Origin of the sequence: Marinobacter maritimus, assembly GCF_007671675.1 — a bacterium.
GTDB lineage: Bacteria > Pseudomonadota > Gammaproteobacteria > Pseudomonadales > Oleiphilaceae > Marinobacter > Marinobacter maritimus.
This window is the reverse complement of sequence record NZ_VCGW01000003.1, coordinates 199956-221993: the sequence shown is the minus strand read 5'-3', so window position 1 is coordinate 221993 and position 22038 is coordinate 199956. Positions and strand designations below refer to the sequence as shown.

General features: G+C 58.1%; 23 protein-coding genes. 14 read left to right on the top strand and 9 right to left on the bottom strand.

Annotated features, from left to right (window positions below; all coding sequences use genetic code 11):
- The first annotated feature begins 4 nt into the window (after nucleotides 1–4).
- From FFI90_RS13210 to FFI90_RS13155, 12 genes are read left to right on the top strand one after another with little or no spacing between them, the layout of a single operon-like run.
- On the top strand, nucleotides 5–1234 hold the full coding sequence (locus tag FFI90_RS13210; protein ID WP_144778536.1) for an arginine deiminase: 1230 nt from the start codon (nucleotides 5–7) through the stop codon (nucleotides 1232–1234).
- 18 nt (nucleotides 1235–1252) lie between these two features.
- The gene (locus FFI90_RS13205; protein WP_144778535.1) at nucleotides 1253–2254 is read left to right on the top strand and encodes an ornithine carbamoyltransferase; all 1002 of its coding nucleotides are present in this window, start codon (nucleotides 1253–1255) and stop codon (nucleotides 2252–2254) included.
- A gap of 34 nt (nucleotides 2255–2288) precedes the next feature.
- The gene (gene arcC / locus FFI90_RS13200; RefSeq protein WP_144778534.1) at nucleotides 2289–3212 is read left to right on the top strand and encodes a carbamate kinase; all 924 of its coding nucleotides are present in this window, start codon (nucleotides 2289–2291) and stop codon (nucleotides 3210–3212) included.
- Between the two features lie 51 nt (nucleotides 3213–3263).
- The gene (atpD, locus tag FFI90_RS13195; RefSeq protein WP_144778999.1) at nucleotides 3264–4643 is read left to right on the top strand and encodes a F0F1 ATP synthase subunit beta; all 1380 of its coding nucleotides are present in this window, start codon (nucleotides 3264–3266) and stop codon (nucleotides 4641–4643) included.
- A complete protein-coding gene (locus FFI90_RS13190; protein ID WP_144778533.1) occupies nucleotides 4640–5050 on the top strand; it encodes an ATPase in 411 nt (136 codons plus the stop codon). The genes atpD and FFI90_RS13190 overlap by 4 nt, the downstream gene beginning before the upstream one ends.
- Entirely contained in the window at nucleotides 5047–5349 is a 303-nt protein-coding gene (locus FFI90_RS13185; RefSeq protein ID WP_144778532.1) for an AtpZ/AtpI family protein, read from the top strand. Before FFI90_RS13190 ends, FFI90_RS13185 begins: the two co-directional genes overlap by 4 nt.
- A complete protein-coding gene (locus FFI90_RS13180; protein ID WP_246123581.1) occupies nucleotides 5346–5669 on the top strand; it encodes an ATP synthase subunit I in 324 nt (107 codons plus the stop codon). The genes FFI90_RS13185 and FFI90_RS13180 overlap by 4 nt, the downstream gene beginning before the upstream one ends.
- Nucleotides 5660–6358 carry a F0F1 ATP synthase subunit A gene (locus tag FFI90_RS13175; protein ID WP_144778531.1) on the top strand — a complete coding sequence of 233 codons (699 nt, stop codon included), beginning with the start codon at nucleotides 5660–5662 and terminating at the stop codon, nucleotides 6356–6358. Before FFI90_RS13180 ends, FFI90_RS13175 begins: the two co-directional genes overlap by 10 nt.
- Nucleotides 6355–6633, top strand: coding sequence for a F0F1 ATP synthase subunit C (locus FFI90_RS13170; protein ID WP_144778530.1), 279 nt, complete (start codon nucleotides 6355–6357; stop codon nucleotides 6631–6633). Before FFI90_RS13175 ends, FFI90_RS13170 begins: the two co-directional genes overlap by 4 nt.
- A gap of 8 nt (nucleotides 6634–6641) precedes the next feature.
- On the top strand, nucleotides 6642–7412 hold the full coding sequence (locus FFI90_RS13165) for a F0F1 ATP synthase subunit B family protein (RefSeq protein WP_144778529.1): 771 nt from the start codon (nucleotides 6642–6644) through the stop codon (nucleotides 7410–7412).
- Between the two features lie 35 nt (nucleotides 7413–7447).
- A complete protein-coding gene (locus FFI90_RS13160) occupies nucleotides 7448–9040 on the top strand; it encodes a F0F1 ATP synthase subunit alpha (RefSeq protein WP_144778528.1) in 1593 nt (530 codons plus the stop codon).
- Nucleotides 9024–9923 (top strand): F0F1 ATP synthase subunit gamma, encoded by a 900-nt coding sequence (locus tag FFI90_RS13155; protein ID WP_144778527.1) that lies wholly within the window; start codon nucleotides 9024–9026, stop codon nucleotides 9921–9923. Before FFI90_RS13160 ends, FFI90_RS13155 begins: the two co-directional genes overlap by 17 nt.
- A 45-nt stretch (nucleotides 9924–9968) precedes the next feature.
- Here FFI90_RS13155 and FFI90_RS13150 read toward each other — a convergent pair whose 3' ends face one another.
- Genes FFI90_RS13150 through FFI90_RS13140 form a run of 3 tightly spaced genes read right to left on the bottom strand, consistent with a single transcriptional unit; the run spans nucleotide 9969 to nucleotide 13585 of the window.
- The gene (locus FFI90_RS13150; protein WP_144778526.1) at nucleotides 9969–10751 is read right to left on the bottom strand and encodes an SDR family oxidoreductase; all 783 of its coding nucleotides are present in this window, start codon (nucleotides 10749–10751) and stop codon (nucleotides 9969–9971) included.
- Nucleotides 10738–12909 carry an AMP-binding protein gene (locus FFI90_RS13145; protein WP_144778525.1) on the bottom strand — a complete coding sequence of 724 codons (2172 nt, stop codon included), beginning with the start codon at nucleotides 12907–12909 and terminating at the stop codon, nucleotides 10738–10740. The genes FFI90_RS13150 and FFI90_RS13145 overlap by 14 nt, the downstream gene beginning before the upstream one ends.
- Nucleotides 12893–13585, bottom strand: coding sequence for a thermostable hemolysin (locus FFI90_RS13140; RefSeq protein WP_144778524.1), 693 nt, complete (start codon nucleotides 13583–13585; stop codon nucleotides 12893–12895). Before FFI90_RS13140 ends, FFI90_RS13145 begins: the two co-directional genes overlap by 17 nt.
- A gap of 235 nt (nucleotides 13586–13820) precedes the next feature.
- On the opposite strand from FFI90_RS13140, the gene FFI90_RS13135 reads away from it, so the two are divergent.
- Entirely contained in the window at nucleotides 13821–14507 is a 687-nt protein-coding gene (locus FFI90_RS13135; protein ID WP_144778523.1) for a response regulator transcription factor, read from the top strand.
- A complete protein-coding gene (locus tag FFI90_RS13130) occupies nucleotides 14498–15931 on the top strand; it encodes an ATP-binding protein (RefSeq protein ID WP_144778522.1) in 1434 nt (477 codons plus the stop codon). The genes FFI90_RS13135 and FFI90_RS13130 overlap by 10 nt, the downstream gene beginning before the upstream one ends.
- Here FFI90_RS13130 and FFI90_RS13125 read toward each other — a convergent pair.
- Genes FFI90_RS13125 through FFI90_RS13100 form a run of 6 tightly spaced genes read right to left on the bottom strand, consistent with a single transcriptional unit; the run spans nucleotide 15923 to nucleotide 21915 of the window.
- Nucleotides 15923–17416, bottom strand: coding sequence for a cobyric acid synthase (locus FFI90_RS13125; RefSeq protein ID WP_144778521.1), 1494 nt, complete (start codon nucleotides 17414–17416; stop codon nucleotides 15923–15925). The genes FFI90_RS13130 and FFI90_RS13125 overlap by 9 nt on opposite strands.
- Nucleotides 17417–17418: 2 nt before the next feature.
- Nucleotides 17419–18030, bottom strand: coding sequence for a cob(I)yrinic acid a,c-diamide adenosyltransferase (gene cobO, locus FFI90_RS13120; RefSeq protein WP_144778520.1), 612 nt, complete (start codon nucleotides 18028–18030; stop codon nucleotides 17419–17421).
- Nucleotides 18023–19351 (bottom strand): cobyrinic acid a,c-diamide synthase CobB, encoded by a 1329-nt coding sequence (locus FFI90_RS13115; RefSeq protein WP_144778519.1) that lies wholly within the window; start codon nucleotides 19349–19351, stop codon nucleotides 18023–18025. The genes cobO and FFI90_RS13115 overlap by 8 nt, the downstream gene beginning before the upstream one ends.
- Nucleotides 19352–19354: 3 nt before the next feature.
- Entirely contained in the window at nucleotides 19355–20146 is a 792-nt protein-coding gene (locus tag FFI90_RS13110) for an ABC transporter ATP-binding protein (RefSeq protein ID WP_144778518.1), read from the bottom strand.
- Nucleotides 20146–21105 carry a FecCD family ABC transporter permease gene (locus tag FFI90_RS13105; RefSeq protein WP_144778517.1) on the bottom strand — a complete coding sequence of 320 codons (960 nt, stop codon included), beginning with the start codon at nucleotides 21103–21105 and terminating at the stop codon, nucleotides 20146–20148. The genes FFI90_RS13110 and FFI90_RS13105 overlap by 1 nt, the downstream gene beginning before the upstream one ends.
- 33 nt (nucleotides 21106–21138) lie before the next feature.
- Nucleotides 21139–21915 carry a cobalamin-binding protein gene (locus FFI90_RS13100; RefSeq protein ID WP_144778996.1) on the bottom strand — a complete coding sequence of 259 codons (777 nt, stop codon included), beginning with the start codon at nucleotides 21913–21915 and terminating at the stop codon, nucleotides 21139–21141.
- Nucleotides 21916–22038 lie beyond the last annotated feature (123 nt).

Sequence of the window (22038 nt, the reverse complement as noted above, 5' to 3'; positions counted from 1 at the left end):
AACCATGTCTGAACACACACTTGGAGTACATTCCGAAACCGGAACTCTGCGACAGGTTATTGTCTGTCGTCCGGGCCTGGCACACCGTCGGCTGACGCCTTCCAACTGCGACGCTCTGTTATTTGATGACGTTTTCTGGGTCAAGCAGGCCCAGAAAGACCACGATGTCTTTGTCAGCGTAATGCGCGAGCGAGGCGTCGAGGTACTGGACGTTAACGAATTGCTGGCCGAAACACTGGCCATCCCGGAAGCCCGCAAATGGATCCTCGATCACCGCATTACCTGGAATCAGGTCGGTGTCGGGATGATTTCCGATTTGCGCGCCTGGATGGACGAGCTTCCCGGCAGCAAGCTCGCGGAATATCTTATTGGCGGGCTGGAGGTGGCCGATCTGCCCTTTGATCCGACGGGGCTTTTTGGCAATCACCTGGGGCACTACGGGTTTGTGCTGCCCCCCCTGCCAAACTATCTCTTCACCAGAGACAACAGCGCCTGGATCTATGGCGGCGTTACCCTGAACCCGATGTATTGGGCAGCCCGCAAGCCCGAAACCCTGTTGATGGCTGGCGTGTACCAGTTCCACCCGAAATTTGCCGGCAAGGTCGATGTGCTCTGGGGTGACCCGACACAAGAGCATGGGCTTGCGACACTCGAAGGTGGCGATGTCATGCCTGTCGGCAATGGCACCCTCCTTGTGGGCATGGGTGAGCGCTCCTCACCGCAAGCTATCGGGCAACTGGCCAACACCCTGTTCGAACGAGGCACCGTGGAGCGGGTGATTGCCTGCCAGATTCCGAAATCCCGCTCCGCCATGCACCTGGACACCATCTTCACCTTCTGCGGTGGCAACGTAGTCACCACCTTCAAGGAGGTCGCCGACGAAGTGATCTGCTATGACCTGCGTCCCGGTGCAGGCGAAAAGCACCTATCGTTCCGCCAGGACCCGAGACCACTGTTTGACGTGGTTGCTGATGTTCTAGGCTACCAATCTCTCGAGATTGTCCCCACTGGCGGTGATAACCCCGCAGAACGTGAACGGGAACAATGGAACGATGGCAATAACGTGCTGGCACTGAGTCCTGGCGTGGTCGTCGGGTACGATCGCAACGATGACACCAATGCAGCGCTGAAAGCGGCAGGCGTTGAGGTGTTGTCTATTCCCGGCGCCGAACTGGGTCGTGGTCGAGGTGGCGGGCGTTGCATGAGCTGCCCCACAATGCGCGACCCCATCTGACCACAGAGGACAACAACCATGGCTTTCAATCTCAAGAACCGTCACTTTCTGACCCTGCGTGATTTCTCTCCGCAGGAAATCAGTTTCCTGCTAAAGCTGTCGACAGACCTGAAGGCGGCCAAATACGCCGGCACCGAGGTCCCACAGCTCAACGGCAAGGAAATAGCCCTGATTTTCGAAAAGAACTCCACCCGAACACGGGTAGGGTTCGAGGTCGCGGCCTACGACCAGGGCGCCAGGGTGACCTACCTTGGGCCTACGGGCACCCACATTGGACACAAGGAATCAGTGAAAGACACTGCCCGGGTGCTGGGACGGGTCTACGATGCCATCGAATACCGCGGCTTCGGCCAGAAGATCGTCGAAGAGCTGGCGGAATATGCCGGCGTACCTGTCTATAACGGGCTGACTGACGAATTCCACCCAACTCAGATTCTCGCCGATTTCCTCACCATGCAGGAGCACGTTGAGAAGCCCTTGCACCAAGTGGCTTATGCCTTTCTGGGCGACGCCGCCAACAACATGGGCGACAGTCTGCTGATCGGGGGTGCCAAAATGGGCATGGATGTGCGTTTATGCGCGCCCAAAGCCTGCTGGCCGCGCCAATCTGTTCAGGATGAGGCTCAGGCGATAGCCAGGGAAACCGGTGCACGCCTTACGATTACAGACGATCTGGACGCTGCCTTGGCGAGCGTTGACTTCGTTTATACCGATGTCTGGGTATCCATGGGAGAGTCAAAAGAAAAGTGGGGGGAACGCATCGAGCTGTTAATGCCTTATCAGGTGAATGCTGAAGTCATGAAAAAAACCGGCAATCCCCGAGCCCGCTTCATGCACTGCCTGCCGGCTTTTCACAACACCGAAACGACCGTAGGCAAAGAAATAGAGGCGGAGTTTGGCATTGAGGCCATGGAAGTGACGGACGAGGTTTTCGAAAGCCCGGCTTCCATCGTGTTCGATCAGGCTGAGAACCGTATGCACACCATCAAAGCGGTATTGGTAGCCACGCTCGGAGCCTGATTCCGGAGCGGGTCTTTGATAAAGGATGCACCTTATGTTGATTGTTGCAGCTCTGGGCGGCAACGCCTTGCTAAAACGCGGTGAGCCACTGACAGCCAAAACCCAACGCGCCAATGTACGAACCGCAGCGAAATCACTGGCGGAGCTGGTGCGCGCCGGACACCAGCTCGTTATTACCCACGGCAACGGCCCTCAGGTAGGTTTGCTGGCGTTACAGGGCGCCGCCTACAAACCTGAAGACGCCTACCCTCTGGACGTACTGGGTGCCGAGACCGGCGGCATGATCGGTTATATGATCGAACAGGAAATCGAGAATGCCCTTGGCCACGACCGCCCTGTAGCGACTCTGCTCACCCAGGTGGTGGTTGACCCGAATGACCCGGCATTTGCCAGGCCGACCAAATTCATTGGTCCTGTCTATAATAAAGAGGAAGCAGAGAGCCGGGCGGCGGCTGCGGGCTGGCACATTGCAGCCGATGGCGACAAATGGCGCAGAGTAGTGCCATCGCCGGCTCCCAAAGAAATTCCGGATATGCGCGTGCTGAAGCTGCTGCTGGATCAGGGCGTCATTGTAATCTGTACCGGAGGCGGCGGCATCCCGGTGCTGCGCCGTAATGACGGCAGCATGGCTGGTGTTGAAGCCGTTATCGACAAGGATGCAGCCAGCGCTCTGCTCGCACGACAGCTAGGCGCAGACGCACTGTTACTGCTGACCGACGTAGACGCGGTTTACGATGACCTGGGTACACAGGCCGCTGCCCCGATTCACAGAATCACCTCAGAACAGGCACGAAGGTTGGATATGCCAGCCGGTTCCATGGGGCCGAAAGTGGCGGCGGCGGCTGATTTCGCGGACACCGGGGGGATTAGCGGCATTGGCCGTCTGGAAGATGCTCTTGCCATTCTCGATGCGCGCGCCGGTACGCTGGTTACCAGAGCCGACACTAAAGACTCATGAATATGCAGGCACATTAGTATGTCCAATCTGGTCATTAATAATGCGAATCTGATGCCGGACTCCGACAACGAGAGTGTTGGACAGATTGTCGGCATTCGCGGTGGCGTTGTGGATGTAAAGTTCCCTGGCATTGCCCCTCGCATTCACGACCTGATCCGCACCGGCGCCCTTGCCTTGGAGGTCTCGGCGCTGCTTGATAACGGCGCAGTGCGCTGCATGGCCCTGGCCCCAGTGCGCGGGCTGGGCCTTGGAATGCCTGTACACGCCACAGGTGTGCCTGTTCAGGTTCCGGTAGGCGATACCGTGTTGGGCCGTATGCTCAATGTTTTTGGCGAACCAATTGATGACAAGCCTGCCCCTGCGGCGACCGTGCGGCGCTCCATTCATCAACCCCCTCCAGCCCTGGAAGACCGCGTCGTTCACAGCGATATTCTCGAAACCGGTATTAAGGCGATCGATTTACTGTCGCCCATCGAGCGCGGAGGCAAAACCGGGCTGTTCGGTGGCGCCGGGGTTGGTAAAACCGTTCTCATCACCGAACTGATCAACAACACGGTTCAGCACTATCAGGGAGTCAGCATTTTCTGCGGTATTGGCGAGCGCTCGCGGGAAGCGGAGGAACTCTACCGCGAAATGGGCGATGCCGGAGTGCGGGACAAGACCGTCATGTTGTTCGGCCAGATGAACGAAGCCCCAGGCGTGCGCTTTCTGGTGGGCAAAACAGCTCTCACCATGGCGGAGTATTTTCGTGACGATCAGAAACAGGACGTGCTGTTGCTCATCGACAATATTTTCCGCTTCGTGCAGGCGGGGTCAGAGGTGTCCGGTCTGATGGGCCGAATGCCTTCGCGGGTTGGCTACCAGCCTACCCTGGCAACGGAACTGGCCTCTCTCGAGGAGCGCATCACAAGTACTCGTAACGGGGCGATCACCTCTATCCAGGCGGTCTACGTGCCCGCCGACGATTTTACCGACCCGGCGGCGGCACATATCTTTTCGCACCTCTCAGCCTCTGTAGTGCTCTCACGCAAGCGCGCCAGTGAAGGCCTGTATCCGGCCGTCGACCCGCTTGCCTCGGCGTCAGTGATGCTGACGCCCACCGTAGTCGGCCAGCGTCACTACGATGTCGCCCGGGCTGTAAGGCGCACCCTGGCTGAGTATGAGGACTTGCGCGATATCATTGCGATGTTAGGGATGGAAGAACTCTCCGCTGCTGACCGCGCCACAGTAGCCCGGGCACGGCGGCTCGAGCGCTTTCTTACACAGCCGTTTTTTACCACCGGCTCGTTTACCGGCACCGGCGGCAAGCGTGTACCCATCAAAGATACTCTGGATGGCTGCGAAACCATTTTGAACCAGACCGAGTTCCACGATAACGAAACCGACTATTATATGATTGGTTCACTAAAGGATCTGGGGGCGGGATCATGAGCCTTGCCGACGACATGCGGGTAACGGTGCGGCTACCCACTCGCACGCTGTTTGAAGGTAAGGTGCTGCGGCTATTTGCCACGGCGGAGAACGGCGCTTTCGGGATGCTTCCAAATCATACCGACTTCGTTACGGCGCTGGTGCCCTCGGTGCTTATTCTCACGTCAGCCGACGGTGAAGAGCTTTTTTTTGGCATTGACGAGGGCATACTCATGAAAAAAGGCCATCGGGTGGATATTGCACTACGCCGTGGAGTTCGGGGCCAGGATCTCAATTCCCTGAACGACACCATACAGGCCGCGTTTATCGAAGTGGATGAAGAGGAACGCGTGGCACGGTCAGCGCTGTCCAGGCTTGAAGCGGGCATCGTCCGACATTTTGGCGACTTGCGGAAACCCACAATGTGACCAGAAACAGCGACCGCTCAGAGGAAAACATCCGTCGCAGTGCCGAGCGCATGAAGCTCGCACGCAGTTCTCCGGGTCTCAGCCCTCTACGGGGGCTGGGGGCCTTCGGAATCATTGGCTGGTCGATTGCCGTACCAACGGTGGGCGGAGCATTCCTGGGTTTATGGCTGAACAAGGTCGCACCGCAGGAATTTTCCTGGCCTATCGCGCTGATCCTCGGCGGTGTCGTGATCGGCGGTATTATTGCCTGGAACTGGATCAGTAAAGAAGGGCCGGATCAGAAAGGAGACAAGCGATGATAACCGTCGACTGGCATGCAGTACTGTTGGGCCTGGCAGTGGGCGTCCCCGCCAGCGCACTCTTCTTTGTGGGCCTGGCCTGGGGAATGCAACGCGCTCTGGGATCTGAACGACCCGGAATCTGGCTGATGATTAGCGCCTTCGGCAGGATTGCGGCACTCCTGGCTGTCGGTTTCTCGGTAACGGCGGTCGCTGGAAGTAACTGGGCAGTAGCCGGCTACGCGCTGGCATTTTTCCTGGCACGGCTGATTGCCGTGCTTTGGGCCAGAATCAGCAGACCGGCCACCACCGCCGGACAGGAGGGTACAGAATGCAGCTAACCCCCGATGACATTGTTGTTTTTACACTGGCTGGCTGGAAGATCAACGCCACCATCGTTAATACCTGGATCGTAATGGCGCTGCTGGTGGGCGTATCCATGCTTGTTACCCGCAATTTGCGCGCTGACGTGCCCCCCAATCGCTGGCGTACGGCGCTGGAGGTGATCGTCAAGATGATTCAGGGCCAGATTGAGGAGGTGGCCCGGAGCTCCGCACGTCATGTCATGTATTTTTCCGGCACACTGTTTCTGTTCATTGCCTTGTCAAATCTGATGCTGGTAATACCGGGGTTTTCGCCGCCCACATCATCCTTGTCCACCACCGTGGCTCTGGCGTTGTCTGTACTGGTGGCGGTACCGGTGTTCGGAATAGCCACTGGCGGGGTGGGAAGCTACCTGAAAACATTTGTCCAGCCTTCAGTCATCATGCTGCCCTTCAACATTATCGGTGAGTTCTCCCGGGGCATTTCGCTGGCCATACGCCTTTACGGCAACATAATGAGCGGCGCCGTTATCGCTGCCATTCTTCTGACCGTCGCGCCATTTTTCTTTCCCGTGGTCATGGACCTGCTCGGGTTATTAACCGGCATGATCCAGGCGTATATCTTCGCCATGCTCGCCACCGTTTACATCTCCTCTGCTACCGCAGAGCCTGACCCTTCATTGCCAAAACACGAGGACAAACCATGACAGATCTCGCCATTATTGCAGTCATATCCATTTTTACGGCAGGCCTGACCGTTTCCTTCGGCGCTCTCGGCCCGGCCCTCGGCGAAGGCCGAGCCGCCGCGGCTGCGATTGCCGCCATGGCCCAGCAACCGGACGCCGCCCCAACACTGTCCCGAACCTTGTTTGTGAGCCTGGCGATGATCGAGTCCACCGCTATCTACTGTTTTGTGGTAGCCATGATTCTGCTTTTTGCCAACCCGTTCTGGAGCGCCGTGCAGGGTGCCGCAGGAGGCTAGAACCGATCATGTCCATTGACTGGATTACCGTTATTGCACAGATCGCCAACTTCCTCGTGCTGGTCTGGTTACTGAAGCGCTTCCTCTATCGCCCGATACTTGACGGCATTGATGCCCGCGAAGCTGAAATAACCCGTCGCATGACCGAAGCCGGAGAGGCGGAGAAAAAAGCACAGGCCGCCGAAGCGGAGTTTCGCCAGCAGATAAAACAACTGGCGTCTGATCAGGATGCAGTGGTCACACAGGCCCTGAGGGAATCAGAAGATCAGCGCGACAGCCTGATGGCCGAAACCCGCGCCAAGCTGGCGCAGGAACAGCAAGACTGGTACAAGCACCTTGAACGTGAGCGTCAGAAGTTCACCGCGCAGTTGCAGCGAGCCGGAGAAGAAACTTTGCTGGAGCTCACCCGCAAAGCGCTACGGGATCTTGCGGATGAATCTTTGGAAGAAGCCATCGTTCGCCACGTCAGTGCACGGTTGCGCCCGATTGCCAGCGAGCTTACCGACGCCGCGGGTGACAGCAAAGAAGCTGTCGCAACCACTCGCGACACCTTGCCCGCGGCTGCACAGGCGCTGATGCAGGCTGATATCAAAAATCTGCTTCCAGGCATTAACCTGCGCTTTGAAACCGACCCCCAACAGGCGCCAGGCCTGGTTCTGCGGGTTGGCGGCGCCCAGGTTGCCTGGACTGTGGATAGCTACACCGAAGAATTTGATGCGCTGTTAAACGAGCGCATGGCCGCCGGTGCTTCCGGGCGGATTCAGCCCGCCGGGACATAAACCCGGTTGTGCGTAAAAAGGATAGATAACACGCTATGTCCGAAATCGATCACAGCGCCCCGGAAAACCCTTCCGAACGTCACTCCGCCGAGCAGTTCGATGCATGGCGAGAATCCCTGCTGACTGCACCGGCGCCGGCGCCGGTAATAACAGAAGTCGGCAGGGTAACCGAAGTGGGCGACGGTGTTGCCATCGTGACCGGCCTCGCCCGGGCACTGGCCGATGAATTACTGGTGTTCGAATGCGGTGTGCGCGGCATAGTGCTGGATCTGGAGCCTGGACGGCTCGGGGTGATTCTGCTTGGGCCGTCCGAACTCATTACTCTGGGAGAGGACGTGCGCCGCACCCGTAAGGTGGTGAGTGTGCCTGTTGGCCCCGCTTTGCTCGGGCGCGTCGTCGATGCCATGGGCCGCCCCAGAGACGGCCTGGGGCCAATCGCCGCCGTGGCAGAAACCCCCATTGAAACAGAAGCGCCGGGCATTCTGAGCCGCTCGGCTATTTTTCGGCCGCTGGCAACCGGCCTCAAAGCCATCGACGCTGCGGTGCCCGTCGGGCTGGGCCAGCGTGAGCTGATCATCGGTGATCGCCAAACCGGCAAAACCTCCATCGCCATAGACACCATGCTCAATCAGGCACGGACAGACGTTACTTGTATCTATTGCGCCATTGGCCAGCGCGGTGATGCCGTTTCCCGAGTTATCGCTGCCCTGAAAAAAGGCGAGATGCTGGCCCGCAGTATCGTTATGTCGGCCGGTGACGAAGAAACACCGGGGCTGGCCTACATAGCGCCTTACGCCGCTATGGCCATGGCCGAGTACTTTTCCGATCAGGGCCGGGACGTGCTGGTCATTTTTGACGACCTTACCCACCACGCCCGCTCCTACAGGGAATTGTCGTTGCTATTGCGCCGACCACCAGGGCGCGAAGCGTTTCCCGGAGATATTTTCTACGTTCATGCCCGCCTGCTGGAACGAGCCGGCCAGTTCACCCAGGAAGCCGGTGGCGGCTCGATAACCGCCTTACCTGTGGTGGAAACCCAGGCGGAGAACCTGTCGGCCTATATTCCCACCAACCTGATTTCCATTACCGACGGGCAGATCTACCTGTCGCCACGACTGGTGCGCCGAAACCAGTTCCCGGCTGTGGATCTGGGCCTGTCCGTTTCCCGCGTGGGCGGCAAAGCGCAAAGCCGCACCCTGCGCGAAGTGGCCGGTAACTTGCGGGTTACTCTGTCGCAGTTCGAAGAACTGGAAGACTTTGCCCGCTTCGGCACCCGGCTGGACGACACCACCCGCGCCCGCCTCACCCGCGGCGCGGCCGTTCGCACTGCCCTGCGCCAGGCCGAGCGTGATCCCATGCCTGCCGTTGAGCAACTGGCGGTTCTGATGGCGTCAATGGAAGGGCTTTTCGATGCGTTGCCGGAGGAGCAACTGAACGATGCCATGGCACGCATCCGTGCCACTGCCCGGAAGCACTTCCAATTCATTGACGAGCGTATCAGCGAAAACAAAGGGTTGAGCGAGGAGGACCGCGAACGGATTATCACAACCGCTCGCACCGCGCTGTCCAGGAACCGAACAGACCAAACACCCAGTGCAGGTGGGATTAGCCATGGCCCAGACGCTTGAGACGCTTACCCGCCACAGCGATACTCTGACCAGCATTCGCGGCATCGTGCACACCATGAAAACCCTATCCGCAATTAACGCGGCACCTTATGAGCACGCAGCCCGCTCAATTGAGGCCTATCACCAAACCATACTTCAGAGCTTTGCTGCCTTCGCTTACCGAACCGGCGGTATCAATCTGCGCCAGGACGACTCTCTCGAGCATCTGGTTATCGTGTTCGGCTCCGACCACGGCCTCTGTGGCAACTACAACGAGGTGCTCGCAGAAGAGGTCAGACAGCATTGCGAAGGCCAAACCACTGGCAAACAGCGCCTGCTCTGCATTGGCGCGCAGATGAACGATGCACTGGATGATCTGGGCTTAGCACCGGAAGCCATCCTGTTGCCGCCGGCGTCTGCAGACGGCATTGGTCGCCTCGCCGGCGATATTGTTACCCGCATGGACCGTTTCAGTCAGGGCCAGTCGCTGCATCATCTGGCCGTCACCCTGGCGTTTACCCAACGCGGCGACCATGGCGCCCGCGAGCCGGTAACGCGAAGCCTTCTGCCATTGGCGCCTTCGCTGCTGCAGCGCGAAAAGCACTGGGATTCACGCTCACTCCCGGATTACAGCATGGAAGCTGACGCGCTGCTGTCATCGCTGATTCGCAGCCATATCTTTGCCAGTGTTTTCCGCGCTTCGGCAGAAGCCATGGTGACCGAAAATTCCGCACGGCTGGCTCTGATGCAGCAGGCCGAGCAGTCAGTGGATGAGCGCATAGAGGAGGTAACAGGAGAACTTCGATCTGTGCGGCAAACGGAGATCACCAATGAGCTGATGGATGTCATTATCGGCTTTGAGGCACTGAAAAAGCCACGAAAGCCGCGCAATCAACCAGACTGACTTGCGACAGGGCGACTGCCCGGGCCATGATCAGAACCGGCCACCTTATAACAATCGGCCCCCGTTAAGAAAACGCTGGATCAGCGGCAATTTCTTGAGCATGGCGTTATCAACAAGGCGTGGCAGTATCCCGTTAATCACCACAAACAGCTTCTCGGGCCAGCCGAGGAACCTGCGGCGATCACCGTTTTCCATGGCTTTCAGAATTTCAGATGCCACCGTCTCTGGCGTATCAACGCTGTTACCAAGCGCACGGTTCAGTTCATTTACCACTTCCGGATTCATTTCTGTGGCTGTGGCCCGGGGCGCCACGTACACCACCTGAACCGCAGTATCTGCCAGTTCCCGGCGTAAGGCTTCGGTGAACCCCCTCAGGCCGAATTTGGTGGCGCAATAGGCGGTATAGCCGGGAAAACCGATGCTGCCGAACGTCGAACCCACAAACACCAGGGCACCGCTGCCGGCTTTCTCGAACTTAGGGGCAAAATGCCTGGCCACAAGCATGGCAGATCTCAGGTTTACGCCAAGCTGGGCATCAAGCTCAGCAACCGACATATTCTCCAGCCCGGAAAAACGGTTCTGGCCCGCGCAATGGATCACGCTGTCTATATCCGGGTAGGCATCACTCAGGCGCACCAGCTGTTGGTCCAGATCTGCAGCAGCAAGATCCAGGCACACCGGCGATACCTTCTCCCGGTGGCCAACACGTTCAGGGTGTCGGGAAGCCACGATGACATGAATACCGGCCCGAGCCAGCGCATCCAACAGAGCCTTGCCTATGCCGCCAGTTCCCCCCAACAGCAGAAAAACGCGATCATGCAGCCTCATGCTGCCGCTCCTTGCGAGTGGCTGGCAGCGGGATGCTGTGCAGCATGTCACCGTATAACCGGTAAACCACACGGGCAGCCTCAATAACCGCCTGCTGATCGTCCGAGTCAGTGATACCGTCCATCAGGTTGCGGAAAAACTCGAAGTGATCCTGATCGAGAGCCCCATGGGAATACAGATAGCTGAATGCCTGATTCGGCAGCCCCAGGAGTTTCTGGATCTGTTCGCCCAGAGGTGTCGCCAGCTCTACTGACGTGCCCTCAAGCACCTGAACCATCCCGAAAAACGCGGCCGGATTGCCCCGATTAATCTGGTCATACAAGTAAGACACCATAAGCTCGATGGACAGATCCGGTTTGCCGGTGCGAATGCCTTCCTTGTCGGCACCGCAGGCCTCCAGATCATTCAGTATCCACTCGTCGTGCCCGTACTCTTCATCAATGTACTCGACCAGTGCCTTTCGAACGAACTCCATCCGCCGGGGCAACCTGGCACCGCAGGCCATCATTAAAGGCACCGTATGCTTTACGTGGTGGAAAGCCTGGGTCAGAAACCAGATATAAGACTCGAGGCTGAAATCGCCCTCGCCAATCGCTTTGACGACCGGCGCGCCGGTAACATGGGCCCGCGCTTCGGCGGTTTCATGCTGCAATCTGTCAAAAAATGCCATGTGGGATTCTCCTGACGGGTGGTTAAACGACGTTGAAATAAACAGGGGGTAGGCTTTTGCCAACAGCGTCGGCAAATGGGCCTGTATGCGCGCCCGCACAGGGCGACCGTTTGCTGTGATATAACCTTCCGACTGCCTGAGCGGTTTCCGGCGGATGTACACCGCAACCAGGCGGGCATAATCCGGCAGGCGTTGGTTGAGTTGTTTTACAGATCGGGCAAGAGCCTCTGGTGAACGCCCATCGGTCACTGTTACCAGCGCCATTAACTGCGGCTCACCATCACCGAACACGACAGCCTGGGAAATACCCAGCCCCTGAGCCAGTTCACTTTCCAGCCACTCCGGGCTGATATTGCGGCCAAAGCTGGTAATCAGCAGATTCTTTGAACGACCATTGACCGACAGGAAACCGCCCGCGCTGAGCGCCCCCAAGTCACCGGTATCCAGCCATTCACACGGCGCTTTCTGATCGCCGAGATAGCCCAGGTGAGTATTGCCACGAATCCGAATATGGCCGTGAGAATCCACCCTGACCTGAACGTGGGAAAGTGGTTTACCCACACTGCCCTCACACTCGGCGGACGGCACATTCAATGCCACCACGGAACCGCATTCCGACAAACCGTAGCCTTCATACAACGGCAACCCCACGGCGCGGCCGCGAGACAGAAGCTCTTGGGAGACCCGGCCTCCACCAACCGCCAGAAACCGCAGTGAGCGGCTGTCGAGCTGCCCGTGTTCAGCAGCGCTAACCAATGCCATTGCCAACTCCGGCACCAGAATCAGCGATTGGGGTCGGCACTGGTGAATACCCCCAACCAACCGATTCAGATTTAGCCCACTGCTGCCAGTCATCCCCAGCTGTTCCAGCGGCGCCACGTTGACACAGGCACCCATGAGCAACGGTAGATACACCCCGGCAATATTCTCCAGCAGTGTGGCCAGTGGCAGGATGCATAGATGGCTTTGCAGTTCGACGCCCGCCAGGCGCTCTTTCAGGGCCAGGGTGGTAGCAGTCATCTGCTCCAGCGACAGGCACACCCCCTTGGGGCTGCCGGTACTGCCAGAGGTGAAGGTGATTTTAGCTGTGCCTTCCGGCATCCGTGGTACCGCTGCAAAACCTGGCATCCGGCGCAACCAGACGCCCTGGCCCAGGGGCTTGCTTACCTCTGATTCGTCGCCGGATAACAGCCCTTCCAGACCTGCCTGTTCAATCAGGTGTGCGATTTGGGTTTCTGAGAAAAACGCCGGCACAGGCACACACACAACGCCAGCCAGCAGGCAGGCGAGGTCGGCCAGTATCCAGGCAAGGGTGTTGTCTCCACACACACCCACACGCTTTACGTCATGCAGGCGCAGCTGTTCTGCGACTGCCTCTGCAACACGCATCATCTGTTGGTAGCTGAATTCTGATCCTGGCCCGCGCAAGGCAATACGCGACGGGTGTGTCATCGCTTGGCGGTGTAGCAGTTCAGGCAAGGCGACCATAAGCGCCTCCCTGCTCTGAACCGCCTGATCCTGCACCGGGCAGTGCTGGCTGAATTCGCCGCAACAAGTCGGCCTGCCGCGGGGCACTGAGGCTATCAGCCACTCTGATCGCCATCACCACCGGTTGATGGTCGTAGTAGCGGCCCCAACCGGCACCACCACCCGGCAAATCTTCCGGGTTGGCACGAGCCAGAACCCGAGTGGCAATCCCCAGCCGATGAAAACTGTTGCGTAACTGATCGGTGCCAGTGCACACCACCCAGTCGTAACCGGCGCCTTCCAGCCACACCGTCAGCGACGCAAACAGATGCCTGCTAACACCGGCCTCCACACCGGCAAGGTGGGCGATCTCTGCAATTTTACTGCGCGGTACGCCCGCCACCGGCATCACAGTTTCCACTGGAACAGACAGGTAATCTTCGAGAAACAGGCGTTCCACAGCCGCATTGCGAACCCCCACTGCGGCCAAAAGCGTGCCTTGCGCCGAGGTCAGGGCTAACAGCAACGGAATCCGCAACGCGGGTTCTGCTCCGTAGGCCTGCAGAAACCGTCGCTGAATAAACTCCGTGACCGTAACCGCCAGCCCGGTGCCCGGATTAATCTCACTCAACCAGCGGCCAGCACAACGAAGGGCGGGAACCAGCTCCGGCGAATCCGGTGGGCAGTGTGTGGACATCGTTAGCGGGTCCGTCATATGCGCTCTCCAACAGCTCTCAGGGCATGGCACCCGTGATAGTGAACCGTCAGATTAGAGAGCAAGCCTTAACCCAGCCTTAAGCTCCGGCGCCAAAATTCTTAAACGGGCCTTAAGGTTTGTCCCACAGGAGCTTAAGGCTGGCTTAAGAAAGCCTGTGTAGAATGTTTTTGGAGAGAGCTAATTTGAAGAACTTTCCCAACACGGATTCCGGTTAATGCGCATATTACTGGTAGAAGACGATCATCCACTGGGCAAAACCATGCTGGAGATGCTGCGGGCAGACCAGCACACAGTAGACTGGCTCGATGATGGCCAACAGGCGTTGAATGCGCTTGTGGATGAGCATTTTGATCTCGCCATACTGGATTTGACCCTGCCCCGGGTAGACGGTCTCGATATCGTTCGACACACCCGGCAACAGGGCAACCAGCTTCCCATTATCATTCTGACTGCCAGGGCAGAGCTGGAGGAGAAACTGCAGGGTCTGGATGCCGGCGCAGACGATTATCTGACCAAACCCTTTGCCATGGCTGAACTCAAGGCTCGGATCAGGGCGATCACCCGCCGTAGGTCATCAACAAATCGCGATGAACTGATTATTGGTCAGCTGACACTGGACCCGGCCTCCAGCCAGCTAACTGTCGGCACGGAGTCCGCGATATTAGCCCGCAGTGAGTTCCAGATTCTCCAGTACATGATGCGTCACCCAGACCAGGTTGCCACTCGCAGGCGGCTGGAAGAACAGCTTTATGGCTGGGAACCCGGCGCAGAGAGCAATGCTCTGGAAGTGCACATCCACCATCTGAGGCGCCGGGTGGGCAAGGCGACCATTCGAACCATCCGTGGGGTTGGTTACCTGCTGGACAGCCAGGCAGCTTGCGGAGTTGTTGAATGTCCCTGACCCGCACCCTGACGTTACTTGTTACCTCCACTGTGCTGCTGATTGCGCTGATCGCTGCTGCCTGGAGTTACATTGAGAGCAATCACGAACTGGAAGAATTGTTCGACGCCGAACTGGCTCAAAGCACGCGAATTGTGCAGGGCCTAGTTCGCCATCTGGCGGACACCCAGTCCATGGAGCAGTTACCGCAAACCCTCCACGAAACACTGAGCCTGCCACTTGTTGCGGATGTCGACGTGGAAACCGATGATAACGAAATACTGCCCGATGGTGCCGGGCACAAATACGAGAAAAAGCTGGCCTTTGAAGTTTGGACGCCCGACCGCCGCGCTCTGTTGGACACCCTGAAAGCTGATGACGCTGAAGGTCTTGCCCCGGGCTACTCGTGGGCCGAATCCCGGGGCTATCGCTGGCGTGTATTCACACTCCAGGATCCAACCACGGGCTTCTGGATTCGTACCGCCCAGCGCGAGGAAATTCGCCAGGAGTTGAGCCAGGAATTGGCCCTGGGTAACGTATTGCCCTTACTCGTTGCATTACCCCTGCTGCTACTGGCCGCCAGCGCCGCCATTCAGATTGGATTCCGCCCTCTACGCCGGCTGGAATACCCGATCCGCAACATGGCCCCGGAACGTATCCATCCACTTGATGACCGGCAGGCGCCGAAGGAAGTCGCAGGCCTGGTCCAGGCGGTAAACAGCCTGCTCAAACGGCTGAATCAGGCTCTGGAACGGGAACGACGTTTTTCGGCAGATGCCGCTCATGAGCTGCGGACTCCGCTGGCAGCGTTGCGGCTGAATCTCGAAAAAGCCTGCGAAGACAACCCGCAGCAGTTCCAGCCCCTCATCCATTCGGTTGACCGCATGACGCACCTGGTGGAACAGATGCTGTTGCTCACCCGGGTAGACTCGGGGGCCGGTTTCCCGAAGCAATATCACGATCTTTCCACCATACTCGAACAGAGCATTGCAGACGTGGCGCCGTTGGCCCTGAAAAAGAACATCGAACCGGTGTTGCATGACGATGCCGGACAAGCTTTGGCATGCTGCAACGATGCACTGATCAATACTCTAATGCGCTCCCTGTTGGCCAATGCCATTCAATACAGCCCGGAACACACAGTTGTGGAAACCCGCCTGGCGCCCTCCGCGAACGGCTATCACATCACCGTGTGTGACCAAGGGCCAGGCATTGTTCCGGAAGCCCGGGAACGGGCCCTCAGCCGCTTTGTCCGGCTGGACCAGCGACTCGGTGATGGCGCAGGTTTAGGGCTAGCCATTGCGCGCCGAATTGCGGAGCTCCACGGCGGCCAGCTCACTCTGAACGCGCGACCTGACGGGCAGGCAGGGCTCTGCGTCAGCCTCTGGTTGTACTCCTACGAATGTCGGGAACAAACAACAACACTCCGTCGACCTTCACAATAAATAGTCAGCCGCGGCTTTCACGCCCAGAAGTTCGCGCAACCAGTCTGTATCCAGATGTTGTTCAATCTGGTCCGCCAGCCGGTCAAGCTGGGCAAGACGATGCTGCTGGTAATCTATCGCCGCGCCTGACCGGTTCAGCCCTGCCCAACGCAGCAATGCTTCACAGGCCGCCGGCTCGTCAAATATCCCGTGCACGTAAGTGCCAGCCACCTGTCCATCAGCACTGATCGCACCTTCGTTGTTGTCATTCATCCGGCCCAACGGGTGCGCAAGCGCCGCTCCCTGACTCACACCGTTGTGCATTTCATAACCTTTGAAAACCAAAGCATTACCGCTGGGTTCGCCCGCCAGAAAGGTCAGGGAGCCGCTGACATTCCTCAGCTGTTTGCCGGCAACCATGGTGGTGGTCATTTCCAGCAGCCCCAAGCCTTCAGTTGTGCCGTTCTGACCTTCCAGGCCTTCCGGATCATCCACACGTTCACCCAGCATCTGAAAGCCGCCGCAAAGACCAAATACCTTGCCGCCGTAACGCAAGTGCTTGCGAATTGCCTGCGCCCAGCCCTGAGAGTGCAGAAAAGCCAGGTCAGTGCGAGTGCTTTTGCTGCCGGGCAGGATAATGAGATCAGCCGCAGGAATGGGTTGATCCGGACCGATGAATTGCAGGTTAACGCCAGGGTGCAGACGCAGGGGGTCAAAATCATTGTGATTACTGATGCGCGGCAGCACGGGCACGATCACATTCAGAGCGCCGGCGTCGCTGGAGCCACTGATACCAATGCTGTCCTCTGAGTCGATAATCAGGCCGTGAAGGTATGGCAGCACACCAACCACCGGCTTGCCGGTGCGTTCGGTGAGCCACTCCAGACCCGGCTCCAGCAAGCTGATATCGCCACGAAAGCGATTGATGATGAACCCTTTGGTACGCTCTTGTTCGGTTTTTGCAATCAGCTCCAGCGTGCCCACCAACTGAGCGAACACACCGCCGCGATCGATATCTCCGACCAACAGCACCGGGCAATCTGCCGCTTCGGCAAACCCCATATTGGCGATGTCGTTGGTGCGCAGATTGATTTCCGCGGGACTGCCGGCGCCTTCGGCGATGATCACATCATAGCGTTCACTGAGTGAACGCCAGGCGTCCATGACGGCCACCTTGGCCTCGGCTTTGTATGCGTGATAATCCAGAGCATCCATATTGCCGTGTACCTGCCCGCGCAAAATCACCTGAGCACCACAGTCACTCTGCGGCTTCAGCAACACTGGATTCATATCGCTATGGGGCTCAAGGCCACAAGCCAGTGCCTGCAGAGCTGTAGAACGGCCAATTTCGCCACCGCCTGTGGTCACTGCGCTGTTCAGGGCCATATTCTGTGGCTTGAACGGAGCCACTGAAACACCCTGCCGGGCAAGCCAGCGACACAGGGCCGCAACCACGGTCGTCTTCCCCGCGTCGGAGGTGGTCCCCTGAATCATCAGTGTGGTCATGGCTAGAGCTCGACGCCCTTCTGAGCCTTGATACCCTGATCCTTGAAGGCATGCTTCACTACGCCCATTTCGGTGACGGTATCTGCGATGTCGATCAGTTCCTGCGGAGCATTACGGCCGGTGACCACCACATGCTGCATATCTGGCCGTGCTTGCAGATCATCCAGCACACGATCCAGATCTATGTAGTCGTATTTCAGAGCAATGTTGAGCTCGTCCAGCAAAATCAGATCATAACTGTCGTCTTTCAACATGCCGGCAACGATATCCCAGGCAGCATTGGCGGACGCCATGTCCTGCTCGCGGTCTTGGGTTTCCCACGTGTAGCCCTGTCCCATCACGTGGTAGTCCACATTGGGCAGATCCCGGAAGAAAGCTTCTTCGCCGGTGCTGAAGGCACCTTTTATAAATTGCACAATACCGACTTTCATGCCATGACCAAGCGCGCGGGCGACCATGCCGAAGCCGGAGCTGCTCTTGCCTTTACCGGGACCGGTCAATACCAGCAACACACCCTGCTCGTTCTGGGCGTTGGCGATGCGTTCCTGCATGATTTTTTGCTTGGCTGCCATACGTTTGGCATGGCGTTCAGGGTCTTTTGCGCGATCACGCATGAGTCTTCTCCGTATCATTGTGAAATGTCAGCGGCTGGCCTCTGAACAATGCAGCAACAAGTGCAGGAGCCGATGGGAAATAACCGTGGAAGTAGCTGGCTACGAGGCCTTTTTCACAGAATACCGCTTCACCACCCGTGCCTGCCTGTTTCCAGGCCTGGGCGACGGGTTGCCAAGGCGTATCCAGTGATGAGCGATGGAAGGTATGCCCACGGAGCTCACCTTCCCGGGTGGTCACGCTTTGCAGGCCTATACCCTGGAGGCGTTTTTCCATAGTCGAACGGCCCGGGATCAACCCCAGCATTCTGTGCACAATGCCGTCTTTATCGGACAGTTCTTCAGCACAGGCCATCAGGCCGCCGCACTCCGCGAGTATCGGCTTGCCGGCGTCATAAAACTCACGGATCGCTTCAGCCATAGCAGTATTTTTGGCCAGCGCACTGCCATGAAGTTCGGGGTAACCACCGGGGAGCCAAAGGGCGTCTGCCGGCGGTAGCTGCGAATCCGCCAGCGGGGAAAAATACTGCAGCTCAGCCCCCATCGCCGAAAGCAGGTCTGTGTTGGCACGGTAGATAAAGCTGAACGCGAGATCGCGGGCAATCGCAATACGCACACCTTTCAGCAAAGCCTCTGGTTTGACCGGATCAACCGGAGCAATCGTAACAGCCTTGGGTAACTCACCAAGGCCTGCAGCTTCAAGCACTGCGGCCGCCGCATCAAGCTGCTGATCAAGATTGCCCAGTTCAGCCGGTTGCAACAGGCCCAGGTGCCGATCCGGAATATGCATCGCCTCGTTTCGGGGAATGGCACCCAGCAAGGTGATGCCCCGGGGCAAGCCCTCTTTTAGCATATCGCCATGGCGGGGACTGCCGATTTTATTGGCAATTACCTGATGCACCGACAGCTCGGGATCAAAATGAGCCAGTCCCAGCACCAACGCGCCAAAGGTTTGCGCCATGCCGCCGGCGTCAATCACCGGCAACGCGGGAATACCCAGCAGCTTTGCAAGGTCAGCACTCGACGGGTCGCCGTCAAACAGCCCCATCGCACCTTCTACCAGAATCAGATCGGCCTCACGGGCGGCCTCCGCCACGCGCCAGCGACATTCGTGCTCGCCGGTCATCCACGGGTGCAGCTGATAAACTGGCTGGCCTGACGCTACTTCAAGCATCATCGGGTCCAGATAATCCGGACCGTGCTTGAACACCCGCACCTTGCGGCCAGCGTTCCGGTGCAGGCGAGCCAACGCGGCCGTCACCATGGATTTACCCTGCCCGGAGGCTGGGGCGGTAATCATTACTGCTGGTACGGATATAGCCATCAATTAACCATTTTGGAGTTTCGATCCGAAACGCACGGGCACAAACAGCGACGCGCCATCGGCCACAACGGTGACAAGTTTCTGGTTATACAGTTGCTCGAGCGCAGAGGGCTCCAGCATCGAGTCTGCTCGACCCCAACAGGCATCGCCGTTGGCGTATAGCAGCAGTACATGGCTACACCACCGAGCGGCCAGATTAAGGTCGTGCAGGCACATGAAAACAGCCTTTCCGGATTGAGCCTGGTCTCGTAGCAGGTTCATCACTTTGACCTGATGGTGCAGATCCAGGTGGTTGGTGGGCTCATCCAGCAGCCACACATCAGGGTTCTGGGTCATCAGAGTTGCGATGGCAACACGCTGACGCTCCCCACCAGACAAAGTGTTCAGCATACGATCTGACAAATGATCGACTTCCAGTGCTGCCAGCGCCTGCTCCGCCAGAGCCTGATCTTCGCCCTGCTCGCTCTCCCACGGCGACAACCATGGATGACGACCAATAAGAGCCGTTTCCATCACGGTTGCCGGGAAGCTGTCCTGACGCTCCTGAAACACAAGACCCATTTTCCGGGCTATATCCCGGCGTTTCAGTTCTTTCAGGGAGGCGTCATTGAGCACGACCTGGCCGCTACGGGCCGGTAGCAGGCCGGCAAGAGTGTGCAACAGTGTGGTTTTGCCGGCTCCGTTGGGGCCGAGCACACCCCAGGTCTGCCCGGATTCAATGTTCAGGTTCAGAGGGAAGCCATCAGATCGACCCGGTATATTAATAACCAGATCGCGGCTGTGCAGCGTGCTCATCATCGGCTCCGGTGCAACAGATAAAGGAATGTGGGCACGCCCAACAACGCAGTGATCACGCCAACAGGCAGTTGCTCCGGAGCAATCGCCGTACGTGCAAGCGTGTCCGCCAACACCAGTAAAGTCCCGCCAGCCAAGGCACTGGCTGGCAGAATGATGCGCTGATCATTCCCAAGAACCAGCCGGAGCATATGGGGAACAATCAAGCCTACAAACCCGATGCTACCCGCAGTGGTAACTGCGGTAGCTGTCAACAGGCTGGCAAGAAGGTAAATCGTCCATTCCAGTGGGCGCACGGCGACGCCCAGTGCTGCGGCTTGCATAGGCCCGCGCGCAAGAACATTCAGATTACGGGCGAGGGGCATAATCAGCACAATGGAGAAAACCAGAACAACCATTGCTGGCCAGGGCGTGCGGGCGTAGGAGACATCTCCCATCAACCAGTAAAGCATGCCAGGGAGTTTGTAAGAGGGCGTGATTGCCAGCATAAGCGTAATGACAGCGCCCCAACCGGCCGCCACCACAACGCCGGTCAGCAACAGACGAGAAGGGGTCCAACTACCTGTACCATGGGCGAGACCGAAGACCAAAAGGGTTGCCAGCAAGGCGCCAGCAAAGGCCGACCCTGAGATCAGCAACGTCCCCATTCCCGCCAGCATAGCCAGCAGCGCGCCTACTGCCGCGCCGCCAGATAGTCCGAGCACGTAAGGGTCTGCCAGGGGGTTGCGTAACAACACTTGCATCAGCGCTCCCGCCACTGCTAACAGACCTCCCGTTGCAAACGCCGCCAGGGTACGAGGCAGGCGTAAATCCATCAGCAACGTGCGGTTCAGCGCGCTGCCTTCGCCCTGCACGACCTGCCAGAGATCAGGCAGCGGGACAGTCACACTGCCCAGCCCCAAAGCCAGCACCATTGCAGCGCACGCCAGCAGTCCAAGACTGAGCAGTGGGCGGATCATCGCTCGGATGCCTGACGGTTCGTCGCTGTGTTTTCAACGCTCACGGGCGCTGTCCAGATAGTCACAGATGATTCTGGTGGCCTCAAGCAGTCTGGGGGTAGGGCGTGAAATTGGTGACGCCGGCACGAAAAACAGGTTGCTTTTTTTCACGGCAGTGAGCCCGGAATAGCGCTTCCAACCATCCAGCTGATCGTCGGCGACACCCTCTGCACTGCCGGTAAGAATTGCATGGGGGTCTGCCTGCAGCACCACTTCCGCGCTGATTCGGGGAACCAGCCGCGGCATGTCACCAAAAACATTCACTCCACCGCACAACTGGAGCACCTTCCCTATCAGATGGTCATTATTAATGGTCATCAGCGGCTGCTGCCACACCTGATAAAAAACCGATATCGGTTCAGCATTGCGATACTGCTCTGATAAAGCGGCAATACCGGAACGGAAACGCTCGGCTTCAGCCAAGCCTGCTTGTTCGGTTCCCGCCAGGGTGGCAAGCCGTTCAATAACACTGGAAACCCCTTCGAAGGTACGAGGTTCGATCGCAAACATGGGAATACCCAATTCCTCTAACAGCTCAATCTGTGCCGGTGGATTTCCTGTTACCCAAGTTACTACCAGGTCCGGCTTGAGCGCGAGCAGCGCTTCCATATCCACCCGGGTGTGACTGCCAACCAAAGGCAGTTTGAGAGCTTCCGGGGGATAATCACTGTAATTTACGGCTGCAACCACCTTGTCACCGGCGCCGGCCGCAAACGTGAGTTCCGTCGCCCCAGGGGACAAGGTGACGATACGCTGCGCAGGAGCAGACATGCAGAGTTCCTGCCGTGCGTCATCGACAGCACAACGCGGTATCCCGGCGGCAAACAGGGGCTGCACCACGATCAATATCAAAAAACCCAGTGCAATTCCGAAATTCCGCCGGTGAACACGCAC